The 26,055-nt window shown below is 68.0% G+C and carries 24 protein-coding genes and 1 riboswitch; of the genes, 14 read left to right on the top strand and 10 right to left on the bottom strand.

The window, feature by feature from the left end:
* Positions 1–795 (top strand): HNH endonuclease (locus AC1DGD_RS10230; protein WP_476856724.1); only part of this gene is annotated, 795 nt, incomplete at its 5' end.
* A 77-nt stretch (positions 796–872) separates the two neighbouring features.
* Here the strand turns inward: AC1DGD_RS10230 and AC1DGD_RS10225 are convergent.
* The gene (locus AC1DGD_RS10225) at positions 873–1,745 is read right to left on the bottom strand and encodes a sulfurtransferase (RefSeq protein WP_476856723.1); all 873 of its coding nucleotides are present in this window, start codon (positions 1,743–1,745) and stop codon (positions 873–875) included.
* 48 nt (positions 1,746–1,793) lie between these two features.
* On the opposite strand from AC1DGD_RS10225, the gene AC1DGD_RS10220 reads away from it, so the two are divergent.
* Positions 1,794–2,912, top strand: a complete 1,119-nt coding sequence (locus tag AC1DGD_RS10220; protein WP_476856722.1) for a PLP-dependent cysteine synthase family protein — start codon at positions 1,794–1,796, stop codon at positions 2,910–2,912.
* 56 nt (positions 2,913–2,968) lie between these two features.
* On the opposite strand, the gene AC1DGD_RS10215 is transcribed toward AC1DGD_RS10220, so the two are convergent.
* On the bottom strand, positions 2,969–3,625 hold the full coding sequence (locus AC1DGD_RS10215) for an MBL fold metallo-hydrolase (RefSeq protein WP_476856721.1): 657 nt from the start codon (positions 3,623–3,625) through the stop codon (positions 2,969–2,971).
* A gap of 132 nt (positions 3,626–3,757) precedes the next feature.
* On the opposite strand from AC1DGD_RS10215, the gene AC1DGD_RS10210 reads away from it, so the two are divergent.
* Positions 3,758–4,219 (top strand): Fur family transcriptional regulator, encoded by a 462-nt coding sequence (locus tag AC1DGD_RS10210; protein ID WP_028277503.1) that lies wholly within the window; start codon positions 3,758–3,760, stop codon positions 4,217–4,219.
* Between the two features lie 122 nt (positions 4,220–4,341).
* On the opposite strand, the gene AC1DGD_RS10205 is transcribed toward AC1DGD_RS10210, so the two are convergent.
* The 6 genes from AC1DGD_RS10205 to AC1DGD_RS10180 all read right to left on the bottom strand — a co-directional run bounded on the left by AC1DGD_RS10205 (position 4,342) and on the right by AC1DGD_RS10180 (position 11,442).
* Positions 4,342–5,229, bottom strand: coding sequence for a metal ABC transporter permease (locus AC1DGD_RS10205; protein ID WP_476856720.1), 888 nt, complete (start codon positions 5,227–5,229; stop codon positions 4,342–4,344).
* Complete coding sequence (locus AC1DGD_RS10200) at positions 5,230–6,045, bottom strand: metal ABC transporter ATP-binding protein (protein ID WP_223916075.1); 816 nt, start codon at positions 6,043–6,045, stop codon at positions 5,230–5,232.
* A 49-nt stretch (positions 6,046–6,094) separates the two neighbouring features.
* Positions 6,095–7,069: a metal ABC transporter solute-binding protein, Zn/Mn family gene (locus AC1DGD_RS10195; RefSeq protein ID WP_476856719.1), complete on the bottom strand. Its 975-nt coding sequence runs from the start codon at positions 7,067–7,069 to the stop codon at positions 6,095–6,097.
* 177 nt (positions 7,070–7,246) lie between these two features.
* Complete coding sequence (locus tag AC1DGD_RS10190) at positions 7,247–8,311, bottom strand: hemolysin family protein (RefSeq protein ID WP_028277499.1); 1,065 nt, start codon at positions 8,309–8,311, stop codon at positions 7,247–7,249.
* Positions 8,308–9,645, bottom strand: a complete 1,338-nt coding sequence (locus AC1DGD_RS10185; protein ID WP_476856718.1) for a hemolysin family protein — start codon at positions 9,643–9,645, stop codon at positions 8,308–8,310. The genes AC1DGD_RS10190 and AC1DGD_RS10185 overlap by 4 nt, the downstream gene beginning before the upstream one ends.
* Positions 9,646–9,963: 318 nt before the next feature.
* Positions 9,964–11,442, bottom strand: a complete 1,479-nt coding sequence (locus tag AC1DGD_RS10180) for a GuaB1 family IMP dehydrogenase-related protein (RefSeq protein ID WP_476856717.1) — start codon at positions 11,440–11,442, stop codon at positions 9,964–9,966.
* 353 nt (positions 11,443–11,795) lie between these two features.
* Here AC1DGD_RS10180 and AC1DGD_RS10175 point away from each other — a divergent pair, with 353 nt between their 5' ends.
* From AC1DGD_RS10175 to AC1DGD_RS10155, 5 genes are all read left to right on the top strand, one after another.
* Positions 11,796–15,599, top strand: a complete 3,804-nt coding sequence (locus AC1DGD_RS10175; RefSeq protein WP_476848822.1) for a multifunctional oxoglutarate decarboxylase/oxoglutarate dehydrogenase thiamine pyrophosphate-binding subunit/dihydrolipoyllysine-residue succinyltransferase subunit — start codon at positions 11,796–11,798, stop codon at positions 15,597–15,599.
* 112 nt (positions 15,600–15,711) lie between these two features.
* On the top strand, positions 15,712–16,311 hold the full coding sequence (locus AC1DGD_RS10170) for a GDSL-type esterase/lipase family protein (protein WP_079553040.1): 600 nt from the start codon (positions 15,712–15,714) through the stop codon (positions 16,309–16,311).
* A 150-nt stretch (positions 16,312–16,461) separates the two neighbouring features.
* Positions 16,462–17,289, top strand: a complete 828-nt coding sequence (locus tag AC1DGD_RS10165) for a DUF4097 family beta strand repeat-containing protein (protein ID WP_476848821.1) — start codon at positions 16,462–16,464, stop codon at positions 17,287–17,289.
* Entirely contained in the window at positions 17,289–17,927 is a 639-nt protein-coding gene (locus AC1DGD_RS10160) for a PadR family transcriptional regulator (RefSeq protein ID WP_476856716.1), read from the top strand. The genes AC1DGD_RS10165 and AC1DGD_RS10160 overlap by 1 nt, the downstream gene beginning before the upstream one ends.
* A 114-nt stretch (positions 17,928–18,041) precedes the next feature.
* Positions 18,042–18,116 (top strand): 50S ribosomal protein bL37, encoded by a 75-nt coding sequence (locus AC1DGD_RS10155; RefSeq protein WP_104061284.1) that lies wholly within the window; start codon positions 18,042–18,044, stop codon positions 18,114–18,116.
* A 97-nt stretch (positions 18,117–18,213) separates the two neighbouring features.
* On the opposite strand, the gene rsrA is transcribed toward AC1DGD_RS10155, so the two are convergent.
* Both rsrA and AC1DGD_RS10145 read right to left on the bottom strand, forming a co-directional pair.
* A complete protein-coding gene (gene rsrA / locus AC1DGD_RS10150) occupies positions 18,214–18,474 on the bottom strand; it encodes a mycothiol system anti-sigma-R factor (protein WP_018775287.1) in 261 nt (86 codons plus the stop codon).
* The gene (locus AC1DGD_RS10145; RefSeq protein WP_476856715.1) at positions 18,471–19,223 is read right to left on the bottom strand and encodes a sigma-70 family RNA polymerase sigma factor; all 753 of its coding nucleotides are present in this window, start codon (positions 19,221–19,223) and stop codon (positions 18,471–18,473) included. Before AC1DGD_RS10145 ends, rsrA begins: the two co-directional genes overlap by 4 nt.
* A gap of 248 nt (positions 19,224–19,471) precedes the next feature.
* On the opposite strand from AC1DGD_RS10145, the gene AC1DGD_RS10140 reads away from it, so the two are divergent.
* The 6 genes from AC1DGD_RS10140 to AC1DGD_RS10115 all read left to right on the top strand — a co-directional run bounded on the left by AC1DGD_RS10140 (position 19,472) and on the right by AC1DGD_RS10115 (position 25,980).
* A complete protein-coding gene (locus AC1DGD_RS10140) occupies positions 19,472–20,020 on the top strand; it encodes a DoxX family protein (protein ID WP_028277492.1) in 549 nt (182 codons plus the stop codon).
* A gap of 7 nt (positions 20,021–20,027) precedes the next feature.
* The gene (gene aroA / locus AC1DGD_RS10135; RefSeq protein WP_476856714.1) at positions 20,028–21,434 is read left to right on the top strand and encodes a 3-phosphoshikimate 1-carboxyvinyltransferase; all 1,407 of its coding nucleotides are present in this window, start codon (positions 20,028–20,030) and stop codon (positions 21,432–21,434) included.
* Positions 21,418–22,533, top strand: coding sequence for a ribosome small subunit-dependent GTPase A (gene rsgA / locus AC1DGD_RS10130; protein ID WP_223916089.1), 1,116 nt, complete (start codon positions 21,418–21,420; stop codon positions 22,531–22,533). Before aroA ends, rsgA begins: the two co-directional genes overlap by 17 nt.
* Before the next feature lie 76 nt (positions 22,534–22,609).
* A complete protein-coding gene (gene hisN, locus AC1DGD_RS10125; protein ID WP_028277489.1) occupies positions 22,610–23,440 on the top strand; it encodes a histidinol-phosphatase in 831 nt (276 codons plus the stop codon).
* A 77-nt stretch (positions 23,441–23,517) separates the two neighbouring features.
* Positions 23,518–23,631: riboswitch (SAM riboswitch) on the top strand.
* 34 nt (positions 23,632–23,665) lie between these two features.
* Positions 23,666–25,105 (top strand): aminotransferase class V-fold PLP-dependent enzyme, encoded by a 1,440-nt coding sequence (locus tag AC1DGD_RS10120; RefSeq protein ID WP_476856713.1) that lies wholly within the window; start codon positions 23,666–23,668, stop codon positions 25,103–25,105.
* A gap of 80 nt (positions 25,106–25,185) precedes the next feature.
* Positions 25,186–25,980 (top strand): class I SAM-dependent methyltransferase, encoded by a 795-nt coding sequence (locus AC1DGD_RS10115; RefSeq protein ID WP_476856712.1) that lies wholly within the window; start codon positions 25,186–25,188, stop codon positions 25,978–25,980.
* Positions 25,981–26,055 lie beyond the last annotated feature (75 nt).

Raw genomic sequence — 26,055 nt, 5'->3', positions numbered from 1 at the left:
GTGACCGCCGGCGTCGCCGTCTACAAGGCCCTCACCGGGCACGCCGACACCCTCCGCGCCGCCGGGGACCCGAGGGGCCGCGGGCAGCTCATGGCCGATGCCCTGGTCGAACGCACCACCGGCACCCCCGGCGGGATCACCGGCGTCGAGATCCAGCTCGTCATCACCGACCGCACCCTCTTCCAGGGCAACGCCGAACCCGCCCGGCTCCCCGGCTACGGCACCGTCCCCGCCGCCTGGGCCCGGGAACGCATCGGCGCCGGGACGAACGCCGAGGACCGGAACTTCAGCACCTGGCTCCGCCGGCTCTACACCCACCCCGGCACCGGCGAGCTCGTGGGGATGGACTCCCGCGCCCGGCTCTTCCCACCCGGGCACCGCCGCTTCATCCAAACCAGAGACGACACCTGCCGCACCCCCTACTGCGACGCGCCCATCCGCCACCTGGACCACATCATTCCCTGGCACACCGGCGGCCCGACCACCACGGACAACGCCGCCGGCCTCTGCGAAGCCTGCAACCACACCAAAGAAAACCCCGGCTGGAAAGCACGCCCCAGCCCCGAAGCCGCACCCGGATCCGCCTCGAGCATCGGCGCGAGGCACCCCATCGAACTCACCACCCCCACCGGCCACACGTACCGTTCCACCGCGCCGCCGTTGCCCGGAACACCGCTTCGGCCATCAGCCACAGACCAGCCAGGCGCCCAGCCGGGCTCCCGCCGCCGGCGCCAGCTCCGGCACCAAGCCAAAACGCTCAGGCGCGAAAAACCCAGAGTGGCCGCCGCAGCCTAGGAATCATTGACCGCCCGAGGAGGAACTGGAGGCGCTCTGAGCAGCCTGCGCGGGCAGTCCGGCGCTCGTGCTGGCCCTTAGTGTGAAGCCGCGTCCTCGCCGTACGGTTCCGGCCCGGTGACAACATCGTTCGCGGGACCGTGGCACCACTCCGAAAAGGACCCCGGATAAAGGGCAGCGGAAAAGCCGGCAATCTCGAGGGCGGCGATTTCATGTGCCGCCGTCACTCCGGAGCCGCAGTACACGGCAGTGGGGACGCCGTCCCGGTAACCGAGCTGTTCGAAGCGCTCCCGCAGCTCCGCCGGGGCCAGGAAGCGCCCGTCAGCGCCCAGGTTCCCGGTGGTAGGGGCACTGACGGCCCCCGGAATATGGCCGGCGCGGGGATCCACGGGCTCGATTTCGCCGCGGTACCGCTCCCCCGCCCGGGCGTCCAACAGCAGCCCCCGCCGGCCCCAACTGGCGGCTTGTCCGGCGTCGATCGCGGGCATGGCGCCGTCGGACAGGGTGACGTTTCCGGGTGCGGGCTGTTCGGGTCCGGCCGCCAGCCCGAACCCGGCAGCCCGCCACGCGGCCAGGCCGCCGTCGAGCAGGTACACAGAACTAAAGCCGGCGTTGCGCAGCATCCACCACAGCCGGGCCGCAGCCATGTTGCCGCTGTCGTCGTACGCTACGACCACATCGCCGTCGTTGATGCCCCAGCGGCGCGCGGACTCCTGGAACTGCTCCGACGGCGGCAACGGATGCCTGCCGCGTTCCGGTTCCGCCGGTCCGGCAAGTTCAGTGGCGAGATCCACGAAGACGGCCCCGGGGATGTGTCCGCGCAGGTAGTGATCGTGACCGTGGGGATCCCCCAGCGCCCAGCGAACGTCGAGGAGTACTGTGCGCTGGCCGGCTGCGCCAGCGTCGTCCATCCGGTCCTTGAGGGCGGCAGCATCGAGAAGGGTGTCCATTTCCCCACTCTATCTTTGGCGTCCCGCCGCCCCCGGTAGGCTGTAGCGGTGAACACAGCGCACCTGCAGGACCGGGCCTGGGCCGACGAGGCCGTCCGCCGGATCAACGCCGAAAACAACCGCTCAGCCGACACCCACCTGTACTCGGTGCCGCTCCCGGAGCACTGGGGCGTGCAGCTGTACCTGAAGGACGAATCCACCCACCGCACCGGCAGCCTCAAGCACCGGCTGGCGCGGTCCCTGTTCCTCTTCGGCCTCGTCAACGGCTGGATCCGGGAAGGCACCACGATCGTGGAGGCATCCAGCGGCAGCACCGCCGTCTCCGAAGCCTATTTTGCGCAGCTGCTGGGACTGCCCTTCATCGCCGTGATGACCCGGACCACCAGCCGCGAGAAAATCGCCCTGATCGAACAGTTCGGCGGCTCCTGCCATCTGGTGGACCACGCCTCCGAGGTCTACGAGGCCGCCGCGGATCTGGCCAGCAGCACGGGCGGGCACTACATGGACCAATTCACGTACGCCGAACGGGCCACGGACTGGCGCGGGAACAACAACATCGCCGAATCGATCTTCGGCCAGCTGGCGCTGGAGGAGCACCCGGTCCCCCGCTGGGTAGTGGTCGGGGCCGGCACCGGCGGGACCAGCGCCACGATTGGCCGGTACCTGCGCTACCACCGCTACGAGACGGGCCTCGCCGTCGTCGACCCGGAAAATTCCGCGTTCTATCCGGGCTGGCGGAACAGCCGGCCCGACGGCGGGACACCTGGCGGCGGGACTACAGCTGCCGCACCCGCGGCGGGATTACCCTCCCGCATCGAGGGCATCGGCCGGCCGCGGATGGAGCCGAGTTTTGTGCCCGCCGTGATCGACCACATGATCCAGGTTCCCGACGCCGCGTCGGTGGCGGCCATGCGGCATCTGAGGGACCACGCCGGTCTGCACGCGGGTCCGTCCACCGGGACCAACCTCTGGGGCGCGTGGCAGCTCATCGCCGGGATGATCGCGGAGGGCCGCCGGGGCAGTGTTGTGACCCTGATGTGCGACGCCGGGGACCGCTACGCCGGAAATTACTACAACCCGGAGTGGCTGGCGGCCCACGGCCTGGATCCCGAACCCCACGAGGCCGTGCTGCGCGAGTTCTTCCGAACCGGCGCCTGGCCGGCCTAAACCAGCCGGCCAGCCCACCCGTCAGCACGCCGGCCTAGCCAAGGCGCCAGCGGCGGCTAAACCTCCGCTGTATCGCCGCTGGAAAGGTGTCGGTACTCGGTGCCGTACTTGGCGCCGATCCGGGTCACGTGCCCCTCCACCAGGCCGCGGCCCAGCTCGTTCAGGAGCGCGTCGTGGATCGGGAAGGCCTGTGGTGCGCGGACACCGATGACAAAATCCACCACTTCGCCCACCTTGTTCCACGGGGCGTGGATGGGTACAAGCAGCGTCTTGACATCGACGCCGTCGGGGATCGCGAAGGAGTCCCCCGGGTGGTAGACATTGCCGTCGACGAGGTAGCCGACGTTGGCCACCACGGGGATCTGCGGATGGATGAGGGCGTGCTGGCCGCCAAAGGTCCTGATGGCGAAGCCCGACGTTTCAAATTCCTCACCCGCGCCCGCCGCATGGATGCGGCTTCCGGCGTCGGGCGCCTTGCCGCGGAGCGTCGCGGCCACGGCCTCCGGGGCGAAAAGCTCAAGGGTGGTGTTCGACTGCAACGCCGCGGCGACGGCGTCGACGTCCACATGGTCCGCGTGCTCGTGGGTAATGAGCACCGCATGTGCTCCGGCCAGGGCCTGGTCCGTCTCCGAAAAGGTGCCCGGGTCAAACACCAGCACCCGGCCGTCCTGTTCGAGGCGGACACAGGCGTGAGTAAATTTGGTCAGCTTCATCCGGCCAGCCTAGGCACCAGCCGTCACAGTGTCCACGAAGCGCCGCTGGCAATCTTGGGCGCTGGTAATCTTGGACATTGCCACCCTCAGCGAGTCCCACCCGCGAATTCTTTTGACGAAGCGAGTTCCACGATGTCCCAAGGCGCTACCACCGGCAGCAGCCGGACTCCGGCCTCGGCACCCGTGCAGGGCAAGGAACAGCGCGTCACCAAGCAGCGCCTCGCCGTCAGTGCCGCCTTGGACGACCTGGCGGACTTCGTCAGCACCCAGGAACTGCACCGCATCCTCCAGGAGCGCGGCACCGCGGTGTCCCTCGCGACCTCCTACCGGATCCTGCAGTCCCTCGCCGACGACGGGCTGGTGGATGTCCTGCGCAACGCCGACGGCGAAGCGGTGTACCGGCGCTGCGCCGTCACCGGGCACCACCATCACCTGCTGTGCCGGAACTGCGGCAAGGCCGTGGAAGTGGAAGCACCGGCGGTCGAGGCCTGGGCCGCGCGGATCGCGAATGAGCACGGCTTCACCGCGGTGGAGCACACCGTGGAAATCTTCGGCCTGTGCCCAGAATGCACAGCCAGTCAGCCCGGCGAATAGCCGGAGCTGCTGAAATTCCCCACCTTTGACCTCGTGACCCCGGAAATCACCGGCGGGGCGCAGGGACCCGCCGGCGGCCGACGGCAAACCTGGGGAAATTCCGCCACTGTGGCGTGAGAGCGTTAAGCCGACGCGGCGGCGCTCCGCACCACCCGGCCGTTGAGTCCCCGTCTGGTCCGTGCGCCACCGATCATCCGGCAGGCCACGTAGATCAGGAAGGACAACGTGGTCACATAGGGGCTGATCGGCAGCCGGCCGCCGAGGGCCAGCAGGATGCCTCCGACGGTCGCCGTCATCGCAAAGACGATGCTCAGCGTGACAACCAGCCGGGGCGAGGACGTGACGCGCATGGCGGCGGCCGCGGGCGTGATCAGCAGGGCCAGCACCAGCAGCGCGCCCACAATCTGGATGGACAGCGCCACGCTGATCCCCAGCAGCACCATGAAACCAAGGGCGAGGGCCCGCACCGGCACGCCGCGGGCGGTGGCGACGTCGGGGTCGACACTGGCAAAGGTCAACGGCCGCCAGATGGCGGCCAGCGCCAGCATCACCACGACGGCGGCGACCGCCAGGACCTGCAGCTGGACGGTCCCGACCGATACGATCTGCCCGGTGAGGAGGCCGAACTTGTTGGCCGCCCGGCCCTCGTACAGGGACAGGAAGAGGATGCCCAGGCCAAGCCCGAAGGGCATGATGACGCCGATGATCGAGTTCTTGTCCCGTGCGCGGACCCCCATCACGCCCAGCACCAGGGCTGCCAGCACGGATCCTGCCAGCGAGCCGAGGATGATGTCGGCACCGATCAGCAGCGCGAACGCCGCGCCGGCAAAGGAGAGCTCCGAGATCCCGTGGACGGCGAAGGCGAGGTCGCGTTTCATCACGAAGGTGCCCATGATTCCGCCGAGCAGCCCGAGGACGGCGCCGGCCCAGATGGAGTTCTGCACCAGGGCCAGCAGCTCGCCGTAGTTTTCGAAGTTGAAGATTGAGTGCAGCAGGTCGCCCAGATCCACTTAGCCCACCTCGCCCGCGACTGAGTGCGCGTCCAGATGGTGGTGCGTCGCGGCGTCCGGCAGCCCGACGACGATCAGCCGGCCGTTGGCCTGGATGACCTCAACACGGCTGTCGTACAAATCGGAGAGCACCTCGGTGGTCATGACCTCCGCGGGTGTGCCCACCCGGAACTTTCCGCCGGCCAGGTACAGGACCCGGTCCACGTAGTCCATGATCGGGTTGATCTCGTGGGTCACGAACACCACGGCGCTGTCCGCGTCGCGGCATTGCCTGTTGATCAGCGCGCTGACGCCCTGTTGGTGCTGAAGGTCAAGGGAAAGCAGCGGCTCGTCGCACAGCAGCACCTTGGGATCGGTTGCGAGGGCCTGCGCCACGCGCAGGCGCTGCTGCTCACCGCCGGAAAGCTGCCCCACCGGCACCTTGGCGTAGTCGGTGGCGCCCACAAGCTCCAGGAGTTCATCGACTTTACGGTTCACCTTGGCGCCGCCGAGGCGGATGCCCCAGCGGTGGCCGTCGACGCCGAGGGCCACGAGGTCGCGGGCGCGCAGGGGCGTATCGGGGTCAAATGATTTCTGCTGGGGCACGTAGCCGATCCGGCGGCTTCCCCGCTCAACGGGGTGGCCGTCGAGCACGGCCGTTCCCGTACTCAGTTCCTGCAATCCCAGCAGGACCTTCAGGAAGGTGGTCTTGCCGCTGCCGTTGGGCCCGAGCACGGCAAAAAATTCACCCGGGTTGATGTCCAGGTCCAGGCCCTCCCAGAGAGTCCGTTGGCCGAACGCCAGGGAGGCGCCGCGCAGGCTCACTACCGGTGTCAAAACGGGTTTCCTCGATTTTCCGCGGAGATGGCTGCTCCCGCTGTTGCGATCATCCTAGGGCCTTGCCGATGCTCTCCACGTTTCCGGTCATCCACTGCAGGTAGGACTGGCCGTCCGGGAGGGTCTCGCTGAAGTTCACGACCGGGACGCCGGCGTTCTCGGCGGCTTTTTTCACCGCCGCCGTCTGCGGTCCCTCGGTCTGGGTATTGTAGGCCAGCAGCCGTACGCCCCGGGATGCCACGAGATCGACGGTGGTCTTGAGCACGGCGGGCGGGACGTCGGCGTCCTCCTCGATCGCCGCCGTGTACTCGGCCGGGGTCTCGTTCTCCAGTCCGGCGTCCTCGAGCAGGTACAGCGGTACGGGCTCGGTGACGGCCACGGGCGCGTGGCCCGCCGAGGACTTGATGGCGGCGAGCTTCGTTTCCAGGCCGCCGAGCGAGTCCTTGAAGGCCGCCGCGTTGCTCCGGAACGTCTGCGCCGAGGCCGGTTCCAGCGAGCCCAGCTTCTCGGCCACGGCGTCCGCGAGGCGGGACATGGCAGGCAGGCTGTACCAGACGTGTTCGTTCAGCCCCGTGGACCCGTGGGTGTGGCCGGCGGAGTCGGGGCTCGCCGCTGGCGGGCTTTCGCTGGCACCGCTTTCGGAGACAAGCCCTGAAACATCCACGGCGCTGATGACGCTGCCGCGGTCCAGGCCGGTGTCGGTCGCCAGCGTGTCCATGAAGGCGTCGTATCCCCCGCCGTTCTCCACCACCAGCTCGGCCTTGGAGACGGCCAGCTTGTCCTGCGTGGTGGCCTCGTAGGAGTGCGGGTCCTGGCTGGTGCGGTTGATGATCGAGCTGACCCGGACCTTGTCGCCGCCGATGCTGGAGACGATGTCGCCGTACACGCTGGTGGATGCGACGACGTTGACCACGCCGTCCCCCGCGGTCCCCCGGGGGCTGCCGGACGTCGGACTGCACGCGGTGAGCAGGAGGCCCAGGCCGGCAAGACCAGCCAGCAGGACTCGGGCAGCGGGACGACGCACGGAAAACCTCGGATCTGTTATTGAGAATCAGGAGCAATAGCAACAGCCCGAGTGTATCCCTAAATAGGAATCATTCCTATTTAGGGATACACGGCGTGCCCCGCCGGTGCCCGGCCGCAGCTGGGCTGCCCGTTACTGGACCGGCCGTTACTTGGCTGCCCGATATTGGGCTGCCCCCTACTGGTCCTGGCCCAGCCTGCGGTAGCCGGTGGCCTGCGTCGCGTCCCGGATTTCGCCGACGAGCTGCTCGATCACGTCTTCGAGGAACAGCACTCCCTGAGTCAGCCCATCGGGTCCGATCACGCGCGCCAGGTGCGAGCCCGTGCGCTGCATGACGGACATGGCCTGCTCGATTTCGTCGTCCATGGCGAGGTTCGCCAGCGACCGGATGCGGCTTTCCGCAATCGGCTGGTGGTACCCGGCGTCCGGGATGGACAGCACGTCCTTGATATGGAGGTAGCCGGCCAGCATGCCGTCGTCGTCGAGCATCGGGAAGCGCGAGAACCCGGTCCGGCTCACGGCCTTTTCGAATTCGACCGGCGTGGTGGCCGCCTTGAGCATGACGAGTTTGCCCAGCGGAACCATCACACGCGACGCGGTGTGTTCGGAGAACTCGAGCGCTCCGGTGATGAGTCCGGCGTCGTCGTCCACGAGTCCGTGGCGGGTGGATTCCTGCACGATCGACTGCACTTCTTCAAGGGTGAAGGTTGAGGTCACCTCGTCCTTCGGCTCAATCCGCATCAGCTTCAGGATGTGGTTCGCGGACCAGTTAAGCGCCGCAATGACGGGCTTGACGAGCCGCCCGATGAACATCAGCGGCGGCGCCAGCAGCAGCGCAGCCTTGTCCGCGACGGACACGGAAATGTTCTTGGGCACCATTTCGCCGAATGTGACGTGCAGGAACGTCACCAACAGCAGGGCGACGGCGAAGGCCACAATGTTCGCGACCTCCTCGGGGACGCCCACCGCTTCCAGCGGCACGGCCAGGAGGTGGTGGATCGCGGGCTCGGCCACCTGCAGGATCAGCAGCGAGCAGACGGTGATGCCGAGCTGGGCGCAGGCGAGCATGAGGGAAACGTTTTCCATCGCCCGCAGGGTGGTCTGGGCGCGCTTGGAACCTGCCTCGGCCAGCGGCTCGATCTGGCTCCGGCGGGCCGACATGACGGCGAATTCGGCGGCCACGAAGAAGGCGTTGCCCACCAGGAGGAACGCAAGCCAGAGGATTCCGGCCCAGTCGCTCATGCGGCACCTGCCTGGCTGGCGGGCTGGCCCTCGCCGGACACCCGGATGGGCCGGAAACAGATCCGGTCGATCCGGCGGCCGTCCATGCGGGTCACGCTGAGTGTCCCGCCGACGACGTCGACCGTGTCGCCGACTGCCGCGATGCGGCCGAGCTGGCTCATGACGTAGCCTCCCACCGTTTCGTAGGCAGCCTCGTCGGGCACGGTCAGGCCCGGGATCTGTTCGGAGAGTTCATCGGGCCGGAGCAGGCCCGGGAAGTACCAGTCCCCCGAGGCGCTTTGGAGCAGGCCGGGCCGGACCTTGTCATGCTCATCGGCCACTTCCCCGACGATTTCCTCCACGAGGTCCTCCAGCGTGGTGATGCCGGCGGTTCCACCGTATTCATCCAGGACCACGGCCAGTTGCAGGTTGCCCTCGCGCAGTTCGGCGAGGAGGGCGTCCAGATGGATGGTTTCGGGGACCCGGAGCACGTCGGTCATGATGGCCCCCGCCTGCAGCTTGGCGCGGCGGTCCGCGGGCACGGCAATGGCCTTCTTGATGTGGACCACGCCGCGGATGTCATCGGAGGACTCGCCGATCACGGGGAACCGGGAGTATCCGGTGCGCTTGGCGGCCTCGACGATATCCGAGACCGGCTGGTCGGCATCGATGGTCTCCACGCGGATGCGGGGGGTCATGACGTCCGCGGCGGTCCGCCCGGAGAACTTCAGGGTTCGGGCGATGAAGTTGGCCGTTCCGGCGTCGAGGGTGCCCATGGCCGCGGAGCGGCGCACAAGCGAGGCCAGCTCGGCCGGGGTGCGGGCGCCGGAGATTTCTTCCTTGGCCTCCAGGCCGAAGACGTTGAGGACCTTGTTGGAGAAGCCGTTGAGCACCACGATGGCGGGCTTGAAGATGGCGGTGAACACCAGCTGGGGCCGGGCCACGGCCTTGCCGATCGGGAAGGACAGCGCGATGGCCATGTTCTTGGGCACCAGTTCGCCGATCACCATGGAGAGCAGGGTGGCCACCGCCATTGCCAGGACCAGGGACAGCGAGGCAGCCGCCGCCGGCGGGACGCCGAGCGCGGTGAGCGGGCCTTCAAGCAGCTTGCCCACGGACGGTTCCATGACATAGCCGGTCAGCAGCGTGGTCATGGTGATGCCCAGCTGGCAGCTGGAAAGCTGGGTGGAAAGTGACTTGAGACATCTGAGCAACGGCTCGGCGGCGGTGTCGCCGGTGTCAACGGCGCGCTGCACGGTGGCCTGGTCCAGGGCGACCAGGGAAAATTCCACGGCGACAAAGAAGCCGGTGCCGAGGATGAGCAGGAGGCCTGCTGCGAGGAGTAGCCATTCCATGTCAGCGGCCTGCTTCCGCAGCAGCGCATGGCACGTGCCGCGTCAGGGGACGCAAATGCGGGAAGGCCCGGCCTGGCGGAGGATGGTCGGCGGCGGCCGACCCTGTTTCCTGGATAGCTCCGGAATGGCGTGCGGCCGGAGAGTGATGGGCGCGTGAACGGGGTTTGCCGGCTCTGCGGGTGGACTGGGCGGGAACGGTTTCCGTACTCCGCTGACAGCCCCCAGGCCGGCACCTAGATTTACTGTCCATAAGAATTTCAGTCTACAGGAGCAACCGCCGCCAGCCCCCGACCGCCCGCGTCACCGGCCGCGCCGGGTTCACCAGCTCTGCGGGACGGGCCGGCCCTCCTCGTACCCAGCCGCGGACTGGATGCCTGCCACGGCGCGTTCCCGGAAAGCGGCGAGATCGGCAGCACCGGCGTAGCTCATGGAACTGCGCAGGCCCGCGGTGATCATGTCCAGCAGGTCCTCGACGCCGGGCCGGGCCGCATCGACGTACATGCGGGAGGTGGAGATGCCCTCCTCGAAGAGGGCCTTGCGGTCCTTTTCAAAGGCGCCCTCGCGTTGGTTGCGGTTCTGCACCGCCCGGGCGGACGCCATGCCGAAGCTCTCCTTGTACTGCCGGCCCGAGGCGTCGAGCTGCAGGTCCCCGGGGCTCTCGTGAGTACCGGCAAACCAGGAGCCGATCATGACCTGGCTGGCCCCGGCGGCCAGGGCCAGGGCGACGTCGCGCGGGTAGCGGACCCCGCCGTCGGCCCATACCCGGCCGCCGGCTTCCCGGGCCGCGGCGGAGCATTCGAGGACGGCACTGAACTGGGGGCGGCCCACGGCCGTCATCATGCGCGTGGTGCACATGGCGCCGGGGCCCACCCCGACCTTGACGATGTCCGCCCCGGCCTCGATGAGCTCACGCGTGGCATCGCCGGTGACAACGTTGCCGGCGACCACCGGCACGCCGGGGTTGAGACCCTTCACGGCGGCGAGGGCGTCGAACATTTTCTGCTGGTGCCCGTGCGCGGTGTCGAGGACCAGCACGTTGACGCCGGCCGCCAGCAATTCGGCGGCCCGCCCGGCCACGTCGCCGTTGATTCCGACGGCGGCAGCGACCTTCAGCCTGCCGTCGTCGTCCAGGGACGGCCGGTAGAGCGTGGAGCGCAGGGCGCCCTTACGGGTGAGCACGCCGGCCAGGACCCCGTCCTGCTGCACCGGTGCGTAGTCGGTTCCGGCGGCGTCCATCGCTTCAAAGGCGCGGCGGAGGGCCTGCGCAGCATCGGCCGCCGACCCGCCCCCAAACAATCCGCCGGCGAGCGGTCCGGCGTCGAGCACCAGCGGCTGGTGGCGGATGACGGAGGCCAGTGACGCGAAACGGTCCTGGCCCTCGCAGTCGGCGGCCCGGACAACACCGGTGACCGCGCCGGAGTCGTCCACCACCACAACGGCCCCGTGCGGCCGCTTGCCCATCAGGTGGAGGGCATCAATGACGGTGTCCGTGGGCGCGAGCGTGACGGGGGTTTCCAGGACCGGGTGGCGTCCCTTGATCCAGGCCGTGACGTCACGGATGACGTCGAGCGGGACGTCCTGCGGCAGGACTCCAAGGCCGCCGCGGCGGGCCATGGTCTCGGCCATCCGCTTCCCCGTGACCGCCGTCATGTTCGCCGCCACCAGCGGGATCGCGGAGCCGGTCCCGTCGTCGGCCGCGAGGTCGACGTCCAGGCGGGAGGTGACATCGGACCGGGACGGGACCAGGAAGAGGTCCGAGTAGGTCAGATCGGTGGTGGGCTCATTCAGGAAACGCACTGCTGCTCCTTTGCTGGCACCCGCAGCTGGCACCGTCGGCGACAAACGGGTTCTCACTGCATTCTAGGGCGGTTTCCGGCAGGGCCGGCACCGCGTCCGGCACCGCGTCCGGCCTCGCGCAGGGCACCGCATGTGGGCCGCATCCGGGGCCGATTCTGCAACTCTTCTTCACCGCAATTCGGCGGCTGCCGGGGCGGATCATGATTTGGGTCACGCTTATTGGCGGTTTGGCCAGAATCCTCACTAGACTGGCATGGGTCTGGGTTCACTGGACGCAGAGACTGGCTCAATCGTTGTGCCGAGGCACCGTGGAAGCCAGAGGGAATCAAACTCACGGAAGAGGCGTATTTCAAGTGCCAGAGCAGCCTAGCCACCGTCTACCAGAGGAATTTGGCGGAAACGAGTGGCTCGTTGACGAACTGTATGAGCGTTACCAGCAGGACAAGAACACGGTCGACTCCAAGTGGTGGCCCCTGTTCGAATCCTTTGAAGCTAGTGACGCCTCTCCCGCCAACGGAACGTCCGGCACCGCGACAGCTGTGCATCCTGCCACCCGTGAACTTCCCGTTGTAGCGCCCGCCGCCGCTCCGGCAGCACCTGCGCCCGCCGCCCCCGCAGCTCCCGCCGCCACGGCTGCGCCCGCACCGGCTGCGCCCGCCGCCAAGAAAGCCCCGGCCACCGTCGCCCGGGACGGCTCCAAGACTTCCGACGCCGGCCCCGGCACCGCGCCGATCCCGGCGCAGCTGCCCAAGAACCTCAAGGCCCCGACGGCTCCCGAAGAAGACGTCGTCTCGGTCCTGCGCGGCCCGGCCAAGGCGATCGCCTCGAACATGGTCACCAGCCTGGAAGTGCCGACCGCGACGAGCGTCCGCGCCATCCCGGCGAAGCTCCTGATCGACAACCGTGTGGTCATCAACTCCAACCTGGCCCGCGCCCGCGGCGGCAAGGTCTCCTTCACGCACCTGATCGGCTACGCCGTCATCCGCGCCCTGTCCCAGTTCCCGTCGATGAACGTCTACTACGACGAGATCGACGGCAAGCCGGTGGCTGTCCAGCCGGCGCACGTGAACTTCGGCATCGCGATCGACATGCCCAAGCCCGACGGCACCCGCCTGCTCATGGTCCCGAACATCAAGAAGGCGGAGACCCTCAACTTCTCCGAGTTCTGGCACACCTACGAGGACCTGATCAAGCGTGCCCGCAACGGCAAGCTGACCGCGGACGACCACTCCGGCACCACCGTGTCCCTGACGAACCCCGGCGGCATCGGCACCGTCCACTCGGTCCCGCGTCTGTCCAAGGGCCAGGCCGCCATCATCGGCGTCGGCGCACTGGACTACCCGGCCGAGTTCCAGGGTGCCAGCGAGAAGATCATCGCGCAGAACGCGATCAGCAAGGTCCTCACGCTGACCTCCACCTATGACCACCGCGTCATCCAGGGTGCCGGCAGCGGCGAGTTCCTCAAGCTCGTGCACCAGCTGCTGCTGGGCGCGCAGAACTTCTACGACGAGATCTTTGAGTCCCTGCGTATCCCCTACGAGCCCGTGCGCTGGAGCCCCGACCTGCAGGTGGACCCGGCCGACGAGATCAACAAGGTCGCCCGGATCCAGCAGCTGATCCACGCCTACCGCGTGCGCGGCCACCTCATGGCGGACACCGATCCGCTCGAGTACGTCCAGCGCAAGCACCCGGACCTCGACGTCCTGACTTACGGCCTGACCCTGTGGGACCTGGACCGCGAGTGGCCCACCGGCGGCTTCGGCGGCAGGCCGATGCTCAAGTTCCGCGACATCCTCGGCGTCCTCCGTGATGCCTACTGCCGCACCGCCGGCATCGAATACATGCACATCCAGGACCCGGCCGAGCGCAAGTGGTTCCAGGACCAGCTGGAGCACCCGTACTCGAAGCCGAGCCGCGACGAGCAGCTGCGCATCGTCTCCAAGCTCAACGCCGCCGAGGCCTTCGAGACCTTCCTGCAGACGAAGTTCGTCGGCCAGAAGCGCTTCTCGCTCGAGGGCGGCGAGTCCCTGATCCCGCTGCTGGACGCGATCATCTCCGACGCCGCCGACGACGAACTCGACGAAGTGGCGATCGGCATGGCCCACCGCGGCCGGCTCAACGTGCTGACCAACATCGCGGGCAAGACCTACGCGCAGGTCTTCCGCGAATTCGAAGGCACCCAGGACCCGCGCTCCGTGCAGGGCTCCGGTGACGTCAAGTACCACCTGGGCACCGAGGGCACCTTCACCTCGGACAACGGCAAGGAGACCAAGGTCTACCTCGCCGCGAACCCGTCCCACCTCGAGGCCGTCGATTCCGTCCTCGAAGGGATCGTCCGTGCCAAGCAGGACCGCCTGGACCAGGGCGAGGCGTTTCCCGTGCTGCCGATCATGGTGCACGGCGACGCCGCCTTCGCGGGCCAGGGCGTGGTCGCGGAAACGCTCAACCTCTCCCAGCTGCGCGGGTACCGCACCGGCGGCACCATCCACATCGTGGTCAACAACCAGGTCGGCTTCACCACCGCACCGTCGTCCTCGCGTTCCTCCACGTACTCCACGGACGTCGCCAAGATGATCCAGGCACCGGTGTTCCACGTGAACGGCGACGACCCGGAGGCCGTGGTCCGCATCGGGCAGCTTGCCTACGAGTTCCGTCAGCGTTTCCACAAGGACGTTGTCATCGACATGGTCTGCTACCGCCGTCGCGGCCACAACGAGGGCGATGACCCCTCGATGACCCAGCCGCTGATGTACAACCTGATCGAGGCCAAGCGCTCGGTCCGCAAGCTGTACACCGAATCACTGATCGGCCGCGGTGACATCACCGAGGAAGAAGCCGAGCAGCTGCTGCGGGACTACCAGGAACGCCTGGAACGCGTCTTCGCGGAAACCCACGCCGCCCAGACGTCCCCGATCCCGATCATCACGGCCGATTCGGCCGCGGTGTCGGACCTGGAACGCCCCATGGCCCAGCAGTCCGATTCCGGCGTCAGCGCGCCGGTATCCACCGCGATCTCCGCGGAGACCCTGGCCCGCATCGGCAAGGCCCACACCGATATCCCGGACGGCTTCACCGTCCACGCCAAGCTCAAGCAGCTGCTGGAGAAGCGTGAGGCGATGTCCCGTGAAGGCGGCATCGACTGGGGCTTCGGTGAACTGGCCGCGTTCGGTTCGCTCATCATGGAAGGCGTCCCCGTCCGGCTCGCCGGCCAGGACTCGCGCCGCGGCACCTTCGTGCAGCGCCACGCCGTCTTCCACGACCGCGCCAACGGCGACGAATGGCTTCCGCTGTCCCACCTCTCGGATGACCAGGCGAAGCTGTGGATCTACGATTCGCTGCTCTCCGAATACGCCGCCATGGGCTTCGAATACGGATACTCGGTGGAACGCCCGGATGCGTTGGTGCTCTGGGAAGCGCAGTTCGGTGACTTCGTCAACGGCGCGCAGACCATCATCGATGAGTTCATCTCCTCGGCCGAGCAGAAATGGGGCCAGCGGTCCTCGCTGGTCCTCATGCTGCCGCACGGCTACGAGGGCCAGGGCCCGGACCACTCCTCCGCCCGCATCGAGCGCTTCCTGCAGATGTGCGCCGAAGAGAACATGATCGTGGCCAACCCCACGACGTCGGCCTCGCACTTCCACCTGCTGCGCCGCCAGGCGTACAGCAGGCCGCGCAAGCCGCTCATCATCTTCACGCCCAAGCAGCTGCTCCGCCTCAAGGCCGCAGCGTCCTCCGTGGAGGACTTCACCACCGGCTCGTTCCGCCCGGTCATTCCGGAACACGCGCAACTGCAGGCCGACGCCGTCGAACGCGTGCTGCTGGTCTCCGGGCGCCTGTACTACGATCTGCTGTCCACCCGGCAGAAGACCGAGAACAAGACCACGGCCATCGTCCGCGTCGAGCAGCTGTACCCGCTGCCGGCCGACGAGATCGCAGCGGAGCTGGCCAAGTACCCGAACGCCGAAGTGGTCTGGGCGCAGGACGAACCGGCCAACCAGGGTCCGTGGCCGTTCATCGGCCTGAACCTGCCGGACGCCCTGGACCGCCGGGTCCGCCTCATCTCCCGCCCCGCCTCGGCCTCCACCGCGGCAGGGTCGATGAAGCGCCACGCGGCAGAACAGGACGCCCTGCTCAAGCAGGCATTCGCTCGTAAATAGCGGCATTGCTGCCCGGCCGGAGACTGAAACAACAACACTCCGGCCGGGCGGTTCTGTTTAATGGACTATTAGTGGTCAGCTTGATGGACAGCGTTGAAGTGAAGAGGTAGTCGTGGAAGATCGGAAGCTGCGGATCGCAGCCGTTGGGGACGAGCTGTTGGCCGGGCTTGGTGATCCGCGCGCCTTGGGCTGGCTGGGCCGGGTCCTGGCCCGCACGCCGCAGGACAGCGTCGCCCTGGAGTGCTACTCCCTGCCATGCCCCGAAGAGGGCACCGAGGGCATTGCGGCCCGCTGGCTCGAGGAGGCGGGCCGACGATTCGGCAACCACCACGAAAACCGCCTGGTGATCGGCCTGTCAGGACGCGACATTGAGTTCGGCCTGTCCACGGCCCGCAGCCGCCTGAACCTGGCCAACATCCTGGACTCCGCCTCCCAGAACAAGATCGAGGTCTTCGTCGTGGGCCCGCCGCCCACGCTCGACCCCGCACAGAACCGCAGGCTCGGCGAGCTCAACACCGCCTTCGCCGACGTCACGACGCGCCGGAAGCACCTCTATGTCGACACGTTCTCGCCGCTGCTGAACCACGAGCAGTGGCGCCAGGACCTCGCGGCCAACGGCGGCACGCCCGGCCAGGCCGGCTATGGCCTCATGGCCTGGCTCGTGCTGCACCGCGGCTGGTTCCAGTGGCTGGGCCTGGACACCCCGGAATAGGCGGGCAAGCAGGCAACCGGCCGCGCCGGGATCACACCCTCCAGGGATTTCGCGATATATCTTGACCTGCCGGCAAGCGCGATATATCGTGACTTCATAGTCGCGATATATCGTTAGTTGCCCCAGCCCTTTCGCCTTTCCGGAGGAACCATGTCAGAGAACACGTGGACCGTGACCGGCCCGCAGACCATCGACGTCGACGGCGTCCACTCCCTTAAACTCGGGATTGTCCGCGGCCGCTTCGACATCGTCACCCATGACGAGGACGTTGCCAGGATCGAGGTCTCGGAAATCGAAGGCGATCCGCTGTCGGTTTCGATCGTCAACGGCCGCTTGGAAGTCCGCCACCAGCTGCACGGCCCGCAGGGCTGGTTCAAGAACCTGATGAGCACCGTCAACAACGGCAGCAGCAACTCGGTGGTCATCAGCATCGCCCTGCCGGCCGGCGTCGAGGTCGAGGCCGGGACGGTGAGCGGCGACGGCATGGTTTCCGGGCTCAGCGGCCACACCCGGCTCAACACCGTCTCGGGGTCCGTGCTGGCCGACGGCACCGCCGGGAACCTGTCCGTCAACACGGTCAGCGGCGAGGTGATTGCCCGCAACCACCGGGGCGTCCTGACCGCCAAGAGCGTCTCCGGCGAGGTGACGGCCTCGGGCGAATTCAGCAACATCCGGGCGAACACCGTCAGCGGCGACCTGAACTTCGACCTGCACGGCTTCACCCATGACTTTGGCGCCAATTCGGTCTCCGGCGACGTCACCATCCGGCTGCCGCACGACGTCGGGGTGGACATCGTTGCCAAGTCCGCCAGCGGCGCGGTGGTCATCGATGACACGAGGTACGCCCAGCCCGGCGGCACGGTGCAGACCATCGCGGGACCGGACGCCAAGCTGATGCTGGTCCGGACCAACTCGGTCTCGGGAAAGACGTCGCTCTTCCACGGCCAGCCCAGCCCGGACACCGAAACGGCCCTCTGATGCCTCCCGTCTTCGCCCACGGGGCGCTGCGGCTGTACCTGCTCGCCCTGCTCGAATCGGGCCCCAAGCACGGCTACGAGCTGATCAAGGCGCTCAGCGAGCGTTTCGGCGGAACGTACTCCCCCAGTGCCGGGACCATCTACCCGCGCCTAGGCAAGCTTGAAGAGGAAGGGCTCGTCGCCACCCGGACGGAAGGCCGCCGCACCAACTACAGCATCACTCCGGCCGGCCTCACGGAACTGAACCGCCGGCGGGACGAACTCGCCGGCGTCGAGAACGACATCTCGGCGTCGGTCCGCCGGCTCGCCGACAACCTGCGCCAGGACATCCGCGTCAACATGCGCGGCCTCCGGGCCGACCTTGCGGCCACGGCCGAGGCGGCCCGGACCTCGGCCCGCGCCGCCGGTTCTGCCGGCGGGACGGGCACTGCCGGCGCCGCGGGAAGCCCGTGGTACTCCCCGGAGGGCGAACGGCGGCTGAAGGAAGCGGAAGTGCTGGTGCAGGCGTTCCGCGACGACATGCGGGTGGAACTGCGGCGTCATGCCGGGAGCCGTCCGGTCACCGCCGTCACGCTCGAAACGGTCAGGACCGTGCTGGACCAGGCCCGGATCTCGATCCGAAATTCGTTGGAGGGCTGAGGCCGGGACCGACCGGCCGCGGCGCGTAGCACGGGCCTCCGGTTCGCGGCGGGTGCCGCGATGTGGGAGACTTGAGGGCAGCTCTTTTGAGTACCAAGATTAAGGAGGCCAGCTATGAGCAAACGTGCACGTAAACGTCGTGACCGTAAGCGTGGCGGCGCGAACCACGGTAAGCGCCCCAACGCCTAAGCAAAGCTTGGAATGACAGCTTTAGACGAATGACCCCGGAATCCTCACGGATTCCGGGGTCATTCGTTTATGTCGGCTCAGGCTTCCACAGTCCGGCTCAGGCTTCCACAGTCCGGATCGAGTGAATCCGGTCCAGGATGGAGTTCTTGAGGTTTTCCGGAGCTGCTTCGGTACACGAACGCTTGACCATCACGCGGATGACACATTCGAGGTCATACTGCTCCAGGCACTCCGGGCAACTGTCCAGGTGGTCCTTGATCTCTGCGATGTCTGCACGCGTAAGCGCACCATCCAGATATTCATAGATACGTTGCATCCGGGCGTCATCGCAATCGCCCAGTCCCTGGCAGTCGCTCATTTCCTGTTCTCCTGTTTGTTGCTGTCGGCCGCGGCGCTTGACTCGGTGGCGGCCCTGAATCCTCGTTCGGCGGCATAGTCCCCCAGCATGTCCCGCAGCATCTTCCGGCCGCGGTGCAGCCGCGACATGACGGTCCCGATGGGGGTGTTCATGATGTCCGAAATTTCCTTGTACGCGAAACCCTCGACGTCGGCGAAGTACACGGCCAGCCGGAATTCCTCCGGAATCGACTGGAGGGCGCGCTTCACATCCGAGTCGGGCAGGTGGTCAAGGGCCTCAGCCTCCGCCGAGCGCAGTCCCGAGGACGTATGCGACTCGGCGCGGGCCAGCTGCCAGTCCTCAATGGTGTCCGAATTCGACTGCAGCGGCTCGCGCTGACGCTTCCGGTACAGGTTGATGTACGTGTTGGTGAGGATGCGGTACAGCCAGGCCTTCAGATTGGTTCCGGGCTTGTACTGGTGGAACGCGGAAAACGCCTTCGTATACGCCTCCTGGACCAGGTCCTCGGCGTCGGAGGGGTTCCGGGCCATCCTCATGGCCGCCGAATACAGCTGGTCCACGTACTGCATGGCGTCACGCTCAAAGCGCACCCGGCGCTCTTCCGCGGACTCGGTGGAGACATCAAGGGGCTTCCCGTCCACCTCGGTCTCCAAAGCGGCGGGCGTGCCGGCATCAGGTGTCTTGGTGGGCGTGGCGTCGTTTCCGGCAACCTCGTGCATGGCCGCAACGGCCGGGTCCATGGTGCTCATTGCGTTCAAGTCTACTGTCACCTTCCGCCGGGCACCCGGAACCGCCGGAAGCGCGAGGGTCCATGATTGACCGGAACCGGCTTCCGGTTCCGCCCTGTCTTTGACCAGAGTCAAATCTCCGCCTTCGTTAGCCTGCTGGGATCTGCCTTTCACAACCACGTCCTGCGGGCAAATATTCCGCAAAAGTGCAAGACTAGAACCGGTTCTCCCGCAGTGAAGCCGCTGTTCGTCCATCCAGGAGGAAATTCATGTCGTTTGTCCGCTTTCTCGCCCGGCCCATGCTCGCCTCCAGTTTCGTCCTCGCCGGCATGGACAAGCTCAAGAACGCGGATGACACTGCGGCCCAGCTGTCCCCCCTGTTGCGCCGTGCGGCCGACGCCTTGCCGTTCCAGCCAAATGAAAAAGTCGTGGCACGCGTGATCGGCGGCACCCAGATCGGTGCCGGCGTCTGCTTCGCCCTCGGCAAGTCCGCCCGGCTGGCGGCCACCCTGCTCGCCGTCATTTCGCTCCTGAACGGCTACGTCGAATGGCGCAGCGCGGACATCTCCTCGAAGGAAGCCCGCGACGCCCGCCGCAAACAGCTCCTGAAAAACGTCTCCCTCACCGGCGGCGTGCTCCTCGCCGCGGTCGATACCGCCGGCAAGCCCAGCCTGGCCTGGCGCGCCGGGCACCTGGCCGCCGATGCCAAGAAGAGCGCCGGACACCTCGCCGCCGATGCCCGCAAGACCACCAACAAGCAGCTGAAGAAGGCCGACAAAGTCGTCCGCAAGGCCGTAGACCACTCTGCCGGGGCCTAAGACGGTAATGACTGGCACCACCCCCTCTTCTGCCGCTGCCCCGTCCCACCCTGCCGGCGCCCATGCAGCCGACGCCGGCCCGCACTGGCCCGCCCCCTTCGCCGCCCGGCCGGTCGATGCCACTGTCACCGTTCCCGGATCCAAGTCCCTGACCAACCGGTACCTCGTGCTCGCGGCCCTCGCGGACGGACCTTCCCGGCTGCGGGCTCCCCTGCACTCCCGGGATTCCGCGCTGATGGTTGAGGGCCTGCGGCAGTTGGGGGCCACCGTCACGGAAGTGCCCGGCGACGGCGCCTTCGGCCCCGACCTGGAAATCGTCCCGATCAGCATGGACACCGCGGCGGCTGACACGGCGATCGACTGCGGCCTGGCCGGCACGGTCATGCGCTTTGTGCCGCCGGTGGCCGCGCTGCGCCGCGGTGAGTCCCGTTTCGACGGCGACCCGCACGCCCGCAAACGCCCCATGGGCACCATTATCGAGGCCCTCGCCGGCCTGGGTGTGGCAGTCACCGCACCCGACGGCGGTCCGGCGTCGTCGTTGCCGTTCACGGTGCTCGGCTCGGGCGAGGTGCGCGGCGGCCACCTGGTCATCGATGCCAGCGCTTCGTCCCAGTTCGTTTCCGCCCTGCTGCTGGCCGGGGCGCGCTTCACCGAGGGACTCCACCTGGAGCACGTCGGCAAGCCCGTGCCGAGCCTGGACCACATCAACATGACCGTGGCCGTGCTGCGCGGCGTGGGCGTGGCGGTCGACGACTCGGTGCCGAACCACTGGGTTGTCTCCCCCGGCCCGATCCGCGCCTTCGACGTCCGGATCGAGCAGGACCTCTCGAACGCCGGACCCTTCCTCGCGGCGGCCCTGGCCACCGGCGGCACCGTGCGGATCCCGAACTGGCCTGCGGAAACCACCCAGGTGGGTGATCTCTGGCGCGGAATCCTGACCGCTATGGGCGCCACGGTGACGGTTGACGGCGGCACCCTGACCGTCAGCGGAGGCCCGGAGATCAAGGGCGGCGACTTCGACGAAACCAGCGAACTCGCCCCCACCGTTGCCGCGCTGTGCGCCCTCGCCACCGGCCCCTCACGGCTGGGCGGCATCGCCCACCTCCGCGGCCATGAAACGGACCGGCTCGCCGCCCTCGTCGCCGAAATCAACCGCCTCGGCGGCGACGCCGAAGAAACCCCCGACGGCCTCATCATCCGCCCGGCCGCGCTGCACGGCGGTGTGGTGCACAGCTACGCGGACCACCGCATGGCAACCGCCGGCGCCATCCTCGGCCTTGCCGTACCCGGCGTGGAAGTCGAGGACATCGCAGCCACGGCCAAAACCATGCCCGATTTCCCGCAACTCTGGGAAGCGATGCTGGCCCAGGGACCCGCCGCAGATGAGGACACCGCCGGTGGCACGCAGCACTGATTCCTGGGACGAGTCCGACGTCCGGATCCGGCCGAACAAGAAGGGCACACGGCCCCGCACCAAGGACCGGCCCAGCTACGACGACGCCGTCACCGGACGCATCATCACCGTTGACCGCGGCCGCTACACCGCCGTCGTCGGCGAGGGGACCGCGGACGAACGCAAGATCATCGCGGCCCGGGCCCGGGAACTGCGCCGCAACCCGGTGGTTGCCGGCGACTTCGTCTCCCTGGTCGGGGATGTCACCGGCGAGCCCGACACCCTGGCGCGGCTGGTCAGGATCCAGGACCGCAAGACGCTGCTGCGCCGCAGCGCCGACGACACGGACCCGATCGAACGTGCCGTCGTGGCCAACGCCGACCAGCTGGTGGTGGTGGTCGCCGCTGCCAACCCCGAGCCGCGGACCGGTTTCATCGACCGCGCGCTGGTGGCCGCATACGACGCCGGCATTGAGCCGCTGCTGCTCGTCACCAAGGCCGACGTCAAGGATCCCGCCGAGCTGCTGTCCAACTACCAGCACCTCGACTTCCCCGTCATCATCTCCAAGACCGCAGACTCCGCCGCTTCCGGCATCGACGCCCGCTCCGACGACGGGCTCTCCGCCCGGCTCGACAAGGACGCGGTGTCCCAGCTGCGCGACTACCTCGACGGCAAGGTCACCGTGATGCTGGGCCATTCCGGCGTCGGCAAGTCCACCATGGTCAACGCCCTGACCGGGGCCGAGCGGGCCACGGGAGGCGTGAACGCGGTAACCGGCCGCGGCCGCCACACGTCCTCCTCGGCACTGGCGCTCAAAGTCAACGATGCCCCGGCCGGCAGCTGGATCATCGACACCCCCGGCATCCGGTCCTTCGGCCTGGCCCACGTGGACCCGGACCGGATCCTGCGTTCCTTCCCGGACCTGGAACCGGGCACCGATGATTGCGAACGCGGCTGCAAGCATGACTCCACCGCCGTCAACTGCGGCGTCGACAAGTGGGTTGCGGCCGGGCACGCGGGGCCCTCGGGACCGGCCAGGCTCGCGTCCCTGCGCCGGCTGCTGGGCACGGACCCGCGGATGGAAGCGCAGGAAACCAAGGAACTGGGCACCGTCTCCTAGCCGGACCGGCAACGGGGCGGCGGCGCCGAGCCGCGGCCTCCCGCCCAGCGGCCCGGTTTGACGGTAGTTTGGAACCATGAGCCAACCCGCTTCGAGCTACAACGATGACCTGCGCCTTGCCCATGTACTGGCAGATTCGGTCGATTCCCAGACCATGAGCCGCTTCAAGGCGCTCGACCTTCGGATCGAGACGAAGCCCGACCTCACACCCGTCACCGATGCCGACAAATCCGCGGAAGAGGCCATCCGCGGCCAGCTCTCCCGGTCACGTCCGCGTGACGCGGTCCTGGGCGAAGAGTTCGGCAGCTCGGGCCACGGTTCCCGCCGGTGGATCATCGACCCGATCGACGGCACGAAGAACTTTGTCCGCGGCGTCCCGGTCTGGGCCACCCTGATCGCCCTCGTCGATGAAGGCGAGCCGGTGGTCGGCGTCGTCAGCGCGCCGGCACTGGGCAAGCGCTGGTGGGCCGCCAAGGGTGCAGGCGCCTACACGGGCCGCTCGCTCGCCGCCGCCACACGGTTGAAGGTATCCAACGTCTCCAATCTCGAGGACGCCTCGCTGTCCTACTCCAGCCTTGGCGGCTGGAAGGAACGCGGGAACCTGGACGAGTTCCTGGGCCTGACCGAGGAAGTGTGGCGGACCCGCGCCTACGGTGACTTCTGGTCGTACTGCCTCGTGGCCGAGGGCGCCGTGGACATCGCCTGCGAACCCGAGCTGAACCTCTACGACATGGCCGCCCTGGTGCCGATCGTGACCGAGGCCGGCGGCCGCTTCACCTCACTCGAAGGCGAGGACGGCCCCTTCGGCGGCAACGCCCTGGCCACCAATTCGATCCTGCACTCGGAAGTCCTCAAGCGGCTCAACCCCGGACTCGACGACCTCTTCCAGGCCCACCCGAACAACTGATCCGCGCCCGTAATAATCCGCTTCACAATCGGCGGCCGCCTTTTCCCCGGCTGCGCCGATGTCCTACGCTCGATGCAGGTCACGAGTGCCAGCGCTAAACCCCGGTTTGCTGGCCGGCAACCCTCCAGTCGCGGTGGGGTGCCCCGGGTGACGACCTGGCCGGTCCGGAACGGACCCGGCAAGCGCGGATTCCCACGGTGTGGGGTCCTGTTCGAGTGAGGTCCCATGACAACTGCCATTTTCCCCGTTGCCCCTGAATTCCATGCACGGCTTGCCCTCGCGGCCCGCCCCCTGGCAGCCGTCACCGGGGCCGAAATCCAGGCCCCGCTGATCACCGGCGGCCACGCGCGCTACGCCAACCTCGACTACGGCGCCTCCGCACCGGCCCTGTCCGTGGTCTCGGCCTACCTGAACGAAATCCTGCCGTACTACGCAAGCGTGCACCGCGGCGCCGGCTACGCATCACAGATCAGCACCTCCGTCTACGAGAACGCCCGGGACATCGTGCGGGACTTCGTGGGCGGCCGGCCCGGCGATTCCGTGATCTTCACGCGCAACACCACCGATTCCCTGAACCTGCTGGCCGGCTGCCTGCCGCTGCGCGACGGGCGGCCCGCGGGCGAGGTCCTCTACCTCGACATCGAACACCACGCCAACCTCCTGCCCTGGCAGAATGTCCCGCACCGCAGCGTCGTGGCCGCCGCCACCCTCGCGGCCACCGTGGACCGGCTGCGCGACGAACTCGCCCGCGGCGGCGTCGGCCTGCTGGCCGTCACCGGCGCCTCCAACGTCACCGGGGAGATCCTCCCGATCCGGACCCTGGCCGCACTGGCGCACGAATACGGCGCCAGGATCGTTGTCGACGCCGCCCAGCTCGCCCCGCACCGGCGGATCAATATCGCCGCGGACGACGTCGATTACCTCGCCTTCTCGGGACACAAGCTGTACGCCCCGTTCGGCGCCGGCGTGCTGGTGGGGCGGACGGACTGGCTCGACGCCGGCACCCCGCACCTGGCCGGCGGCGGCGCGGTTCGCGATGCCCGGCTCGACTCCGTCAGCTGGACCACGGGACCTGCCCGGCACGAGGGCGGCTCGCCGAACGTCCTCGGCGCGGCGGCCCTCGCCCGTGCCACCCAGGTCATTGCGGCCCTGGACCCGGAGCAGTGGCAGGCCCACGAGGACGCCATCCGGTCCTTCCTCGTCGAGGGCCTCCAGGGCATCGAGGGAGTAACCGTGCACCGGATCTTTGCCGATTCGGCTTCCGATTCTTCCTTCGCTTCTTCCACTGGAGGCGATCAGCCGGACACCGGCACGATCGGCGTCGTGAACTTTTCCGTGGAAGGCTACGACGCCGGACTGGTGGCCGCCTACCTGTCGGCCGAACACGGCATTGGCCTGCGCGACGGCCGCTTCTGCGCCCACCCGCTGCTCAAGCGGCTCGGCCTGCCCGCCGGCTCCCTGCGGGCCAGCTTCGGCCTCGGCTCACGGCTGGAGGACGCCGAACGCCTGCTGGCCGGCCTGCAGCAGCTGCGGCAGAACGGACTCGGCTGGGATTACGTGGTGGACGCGGGCCGCTGGGTGCCGGCCAACGATACCCGCAGCTATCCCCACTGGGCGCCGAACACCCCGGGCACCGCCGGCGCTGCGCCCTGCACCCTCGACTAGGCAGGATCGGGGCCCGGCGCGGGTGCGGTAAATTCGAAAGGTATCTGAAACCAGCAGGACCTTCCCGAAGGAGATCGCACGTGGCAAGCGCCGGCCCCAGGCTGCACAGCGGAGCTAGGCTCCACAGCGGACCGAAGCTGCACAGCGAGCGGCGCCAGGAACTCGGACAAAGCTTCCAGGACGGCGGGGAGCACTACGAGCGCGTCCGCCCCGGCTATCCGCAGGAGTCAGCCGACTGGCTGGTCCCGGCGGGAGCCAGGGACGCCGCGGACATTGGCGCTGGCACCGGGAAGTTCACCTCCCTTTTGGCAGTACGCGGACTGGCCACGGTGGCCGTGGACCCCTCTGCCGACATGCTTGAGCAGTTGCGCCGGACCCTGCCGGACGTCACCGCCATCGAGGGCAGCGCCGAGGACACCGGTCTCGAGCCGGAGTCCTTTGACCTGGTCACGGTCGCCCAGGCGTGGCACTGGTGCGACCCCGGCCTGGCCAGCACCGAGATTGCCCGGATCCTGCGGCCGCACGGCGTGCTGGGCCTGATCTGGAACCAGCTGGACACCAGCGTGCCCTGGGTGCACCGGCTCTCCCGGATCATGCATGCAGGGGACGTCCACAAGCCAAACTTCCGTCCGGCCGTGGGCCCCGAGTTCACCGGACTGGAGAGCCACCTGACGCGCTGGGAGGATTCCGTCACGGCGGAGGACATCCAGGAGTTGGCCAAGTCCCGCAGCTACTATCTCGCGGCATCGGACTCCACCCGGGCCAAGGTCACAGCCAACCTCGCCTGGTACCTGCACGAGCATCTGGGGCACACCCCAGGCGAGGTGCTCCGGCTGCCATACGTGACCCAGACGTGGCGGGCCTTCCGGGCCTGATGCACGCTCACCCCGGATTCCCCCGGATTGCACGCAGCGCCCGCCGGGCTTATTGTTTCGGTATGCCTAATAATT

It is taken from the genome of Arthrobacter sp. 05T45, assembly GCF_056395875.1.
Note: the sequence above shows the minus strand (reverse complement) of the source record. Positions and strands in the feature narration are given on the sequence as shown.